Here is a 4,861-nt window from a genome sequence, read left to right as displayed (position 1 = left end):
ACGCGCCGTAGCCGTGGTGTGACGGTCGACGAAGCGCGTCGGGTCCTGCCCCCCGAGCGCGGCCAGAGCGGCACGGGCGGCCCGGAGTGCCGCCTCCACGTCGTCCTCGCAGCCGACGAGCGGGGACACGCCGGCGTCGAGCAGTCGGTCCTGCAGATCCCGGAGGTCGTGCCGGCGCAGGGTCGCGTAGTCGACGAGGTTCAGGGCGCCCCCACGGTGGGTCGGGTCCACCCGCTCCATGTCCCGTGCCCGTCCGGCACGGCCGGGGCCGAGGTCTCCCAGGAGGGAATCGAGTTCGCGGGTCAGGTCGGAGTACACCCGCCCAGTCTCGCCGTCGGACGCCCGTCGGAACGCCCTGGAACCGAGGTGGAACGGCGAATTCACCTGCCGGACACCCCGTGGGGGTGACGGACCGGCTCTGAGACTGTAGGGTTCTGCTCAGTAGTTGAAAACGTACGTTGTATTTCTGTAGATCCACCGTTCTTGCGAGAGAACGATGCGGCACCGCAGGGAAACACACAGCACGCTCTCTGCTGCATCATCTGGTACTCCGACAAGCGGAGTGCCGACTCTCGAAAGGACGCCAATATGGCTACCGGCACCGTGAAGTGGTTCAACGCTGACAAGGGCTTCGGCTTCATCGCCCCCGACGACGGCTCCGCCGACGTCTTCGCGCACTTCTCCGCCATCCAGGGCTCGGGCTACCGCTCGCTCGAGGAGAACCAGCAGGTCTCCTTCGACGTCGCGCAGGGCGCCAAGGGCCTGCAGGCGGAGAACATCACCCCGATGTGATCTGACGTCAGAGAGATCTGACGCCGCATCGACGTGAAGGGCCCGGCCCGGGAGAGATCCCGGCCGGGCCCTTCCGCATGTCCCGAGCACACACCCGCTGACGGGACCGCCTCCCCACCACAGGGTGTGTCTGCCATCCGCCTCTGCTCCCCGTCATCCGCGCGCGCGGATGCCATCCGCCCCTGGCAATGAACAGCGGCCCGCCCCACGGCTCACGCCGGAGTTCATGCCCGGGAGCGGATCTCGCCGAGGCGATCATCCGCGGGAGCGCCTGCCGCAGCCGAGGGGGCGAGCGGGGACGGCAGGGGCAGGTGCGGGGCGGAAAGGGCCGAGAAGGCCGGCTCCCCGGGACCTCAGATCGGGCAGGCCACGCCGCTACGGACGTGGCAGTCGTAACCGCCGGGGTTCTTGACCAGGTACTGCTGGTGATAGTCCTCGGCGTAGGCGAACTCGCCGGACCGGACCTCTCCGAACATCCCGAACTCGGTGGTCAGGGGCCCGCGGCCGGCCGCGTCCAGTTCCTTCTCATAGGCGGCCCCCAGTCGACGGGCCGTCTCCAGTTGCGCGGTCGTGGTGGCGAACACCGCGGACCTGTACTGCGTCCCCATGTCGTTGCCCTGCCTCATGCCCTGGGTCGGGTCGTGCCACTCGAAGAACGTGGCGAGCAGTCGCTCGACCGGCAACACCTCGGGGTCGAACACCACCAGGACGGCCTCGGTGTGGCCCGTCGCCCCCGTGCAGGTCTCCTCGTAGGTGGGATTGGGTGTCCACCCGCCCGCGTAGCCGACGGCCGTGGTCCACACCCCCTCGAGCTGCCAGAGGATCTTCTCCGCACCCCAGAAGCAGCCCATCCCCAGCGCCATCGTCTCGTACCCCTCGGGGAACGGCGGCACCATCGGGTTGCCGGTGACGATGTTGGTCGGCGCCACGGCGACCGGTTCGGATCTGCCCGGCAGAGCCGAGTCGGCGTCGATCACCTCGGTCGCCGTGCGCATCGTCGATTGTCTGATCGCGTCCTGTAGCCAGCCCATGGAGCCAGGGTAACCCCGCGGCGGCCGCGTGATCCGGACGTGATGTGACGAACACCATAGTTCGCGATAGGGTGGGCCGCAGATCGACCAGTGGGGAGCTCGACGTGACCGCTTCAAAGCCCGCCGCACAGCAGCTGCACGACATTCTCGACCGCGGCTCGTCCCAGCCCTTCGAGGGGTCGGGGTGCAGTGACCACGTCAGTCACCGGAACCTCGCCGTCAGCGTCCTCACCGCCGCCCTGCTGCTCCTCGCACTCATCGCGATCCTCGCCGTCTGATCGGCGGCCACCCCGTCACGCCAAGCCCTCGCGAGCGACCCTGACCAGTAGCGGAGCCCATGGCGCGCACTGGTCTTCCGGGAGTTGCGCGACGCCCCGGACCTCGGCGGACGTCAGCCAGCGGGCCTCGGCGATCTCCGCCCGGGGCTCCATGTCCTGTTCCGTCTCCGCGGCGAACACCTCGGAGACCAGCCTGAACCCGGGCTCGTTCGCCGTCGCGGTGTCGAACCGCCCGAGCGGGGTCAGGAGTTCCGGGGCGATCGTCAACCCCAGTTCCTCCCCGAGCTCGCGGACCGCGCAGGCCAGCGGGGACTCCCCCGGCTCCCACTTGCCTCCGGGGAGCATGAAGCGGTCCGTGCCCGTCTTGCGCACGGTCACCACGGCCCCGTCCGGCCGGGTCAGGACCACCGCGGAGACGGAGATGACGCGGACAGGGGTCGAACCGGAATGATCCACGCCTCCGATCATGGCAGGTCGGGCGGGTACCCACGGAGCCGCTGCGCCGGTGGCCGACACCGCCGGTGTGCGATCACTATGGTGGGAACCGGACGTCGTGACGGGCGCCATGGGCAGGTCCCACGCGCAGCCCGTCACCCAACTGAGAGGACTCACCACTATGGCCGAGTACGTTCTTCCCGACCTCGCCTACGACTACGGCGCGCTGGAGCCGCACATCTCCGCCGAGATCATGGAGCTCCACCACTCCAAGCACCACGCCACCTACGTCAAGGGCGCCAACGACGCGCTCGAGCAGCTCGCCGCCGCGCGCGAGGACGGCACCATCTCCACCAAGGCTCCGCTGCTCAGCAAGAACCTGGCCTTCCACCTCGGTGGCCACACCAACCACTCGGTGTTCTGGCAGAACATGTCGCCCGACGGGGGCGACAAGCCGGAGGGCGAGCTGGCCTCCGCGATCGACGCCGAGTTCGGTTCGTTCGACAAGTTCCAGGCCCACTTCAACGCCGCCGCCACCACCCTGCAGGGGTCCGGCTGGGCGGTCCTGGGCTGGGACCACATCGGACAGCGCCTGATCATCCAGCAGCTGACCGACCAGCAGGGCAACATCTCGATCAACATGACCCCGCTGCTCATGCTGGACATGTGGGAGCACGCCTTCTACCTCCAGTACAAGAACGTCAAGCCGGACTACGTCAAGGCCTGGTGGAACGTCGTGAACTGGGCGGACGTCGCCGAGCGCTACGCCGCCGCCAAGAGCTGACCACCCCCATCCGACGAACGGGCCCCCGTGCAGCCGCGCGGGGGCCCGTCCTCGTTCACAGGGGTGCCCGTCCTCGTCGCCCGGGTACCCGTCCTCGTCCACCCGGGGCCCTCCCCGGTCAAGCGTCCAGTTGGGTACTCTGACGTCCCATGAGGTGACCAAGGTCACCAGCCGCCCGAGCACCCTGGGAGCCCGATGCCGATGTCTCACCACGTCACCGACCGCCACGGAGCCGGTCATCGCGGCATCCGGCGCCGCACCGTCCTCGGTGGGGCCGCCGCCCTCGGCAGTGTGGTCGCACTGCACTCCGTCCTGCCCGCGGTCGCGCCCGCGCAGGCCACCCGCATGTACGTGGGGCGGGGCATCGGCGACATGACCGGGGAATCCCTCGGGGCCGGGATGAACGGGTATGCCGACACCGAGCAGCACTCCGGGGGTCTGCATCTGCGGCAGCGGGCCCGGGCGTTCGTCTTCGCCGACTCGCCGTCGTCACCCAGGTTCGTCCACGTGACCGCCGAGATCGGGCTGATCTTCCAGTCCATCCAACAGGAGGTCCTGCGACGCCTGTCCGCGGAGTTCGGCGACACCTATCACGAGGGGAACGTGGTCATCACGGCCACGCACACCCACGCCGCACCCGGCGGGACGTCCGGTCACCCGATGGTCGACCTGTCGATGCTCGGGTTCCGGCCCGTCACCTTCGACGCCAACTGCGCCGGGATCGTCGACGCCGTCAGAATGGCGCACCACGACCTCGCCCCGTCGAGCGTCGGGGTCACCACGGGCCACCTGTACGACGCGGGGGTCAACCGCTCCCGCGGCTCGTTCGACCGGGACACCGCCGACGAACGCGCGCACTTCCCCACCGGCATCGACCCCCGGTCACAGTCCCTGCAGATCACCAGGGGTGAACGGCTCGTCGGGGTGATCAACTGGTTCGCCTCGCACGCCACCTCCATGACCGCCGCCAACGCACTCTCCTCCTCGGACAACAAGGGGTACGCCGCCTGGTACTGGGAGCGCGAGGCCGCGGGCCAGGACTACCTGGCCGGCGGCACCCCGGCACTGGTGACCGCCTTCGCTCAGACCAACCCCGGCGACGTCAGCCCCAACCTCGACCTCGAACCCGGTCGGGGGCCGACGCCGGACGAGTGGCTCAACACCCGTATCAACGGCGAGCGTCAGTTCGCCGCCGCGCGCGACCAGGTGGGCCGGAACGTCCGCCCGCTCGGTGGCGGGATCGACGTCCGCCACCGCTGGGTCGACATGTCGGCGGTCGACGTGCGGCCGGAGTTCACCGGCGACGGCCGCACACACCGGACCGCGGTGGCGGCCCTCGGCGCGGCGTTCGCCGCCGGCAGCCAGGAGGACGGCGGGGGCGCCGAGGAGCTGCCCTTCAACGAGGGTGACCGGGGCGGGAACCCGGAGGTCAGAGCCATCTCCGAGCTCGTGATCCCCGCCTGGCTACGAGAGGCGCACGGCGCCAAGGACGTGCTGCTTCCCGTCGGTCTTGTGCCGCACGCCATCCAACGCGTGTACCC

At 69.7% G+C, this 4,861-nt stretch carries 6 protein-coding genes and 1 pseudogene; 4 read left to right on the top strand and 3 right to left on the bottom strand.

Annotated features, from left to right (window positions below; genetic code table 11):
* A pseudogene (locus G6018_RS10865) lies at positions 1-318 on the bottom strand (pyruvate kinase); the annotation flags it as partial.
* A 270-nt stretch (positions 319-588) separates the two neighbouring features.
* Here G6018_RS10865 and G6018_RS10860 point away from each other — a divergent pair.
* Positions 589-792 carry a cold-shock protein gene (locus tag G6018_RS10860; RefSeq protein WP_007629661.1) on the top strand — a complete coding sequence of 68 codons (204 nt, stop codon included), beginning with the start codon at positions 589-591 and terminating at the stop codon, positions 790-792.
* Between the two features lie 353 nt (positions 793-1,145).
* Here G6018_RS10860 and msrA read toward each other — a convergent pair whose 3' ends face one another.
* Positions 1,146-1,823, bottom strand: a complete 678-nt coding sequence (gene msrA / locus G6018_RS10855) for a peptide-methionine (S)-S-oxide reductase MsrA (RefSeq protein WP_182639586.1) — start codon at positions 1,821-1,823, stop codon at positions 1,146-1,148.
* A gap of 104 nt (positions 1,824-1,927) precedes the next feature.
* Here msrA and G6018_RS10850 point away from each other — a divergent pair, with 104 nt between their 5' ends.
* Positions 1,928-2,101, top strand: a complete 174-nt coding sequence (locus tag G6018_RS10850) for a hypothetical protein (RefSeq protein ID WP_179524212.1) — start codon at positions 1,928-1,930, stop codon at positions 2,099-2,101.
* A gap of 15 nt (positions 2,102-2,116) precedes the next feature.
* Here the strand turns inward: G6018_RS10850 and G6018_RS10845 are convergent, their stop codons facing one another.
* The gene (locus G6018_RS10845; protein WP_304813335.1) at positions 2,117-2,557 is read right to left on the bottom strand and encodes an NUDIX domain-containing protein; all 441 of its coding nucleotides are present in this window, start codon (positions 2,555-2,557) and stop codon (positions 2,117-2,119) included.
* Positions 2,558-2,717: 160 nt separating this feature from the next.
* On the opposite strand from G6018_RS10845, the gene G6018_RS10840 reads away from it, so the two are divergent.
* Complete coding sequence (locus tag G6018_RS10840) at positions 2,718-3,320, top strand: superoxide dismutase (protein ID WP_031265000.1); 603 nt, start codon at positions 2,718-2,720, stop codon at positions 3,318-3,320.
* 195 nt (positions 3,321-3,515) lie between these two features.
* On the top strand, positions 3,516-4,861 hold a 1,346-nt coding region (locus tag G6018_RS10835), incomplete at its 3' end, for a neutral/alkaline non-lysosomal ceramidase N-terminal domain-containing protein (RefSeq protein WP_182639585.1).

The sequence above is a fragment of the Dietzia sp. DQ11-44 genome, from assembly GCF_014145205.1.
Classification (GTDB): Bacteria; Actinomycetota; Actinomycetes; order Mycobacteriales; family Mycobacteriaceae; genus Dietzia; species Dietzia natronolimnaea.
This window is presented reverse-complemented; position numbering and strand designations above follow the sequence as displayed.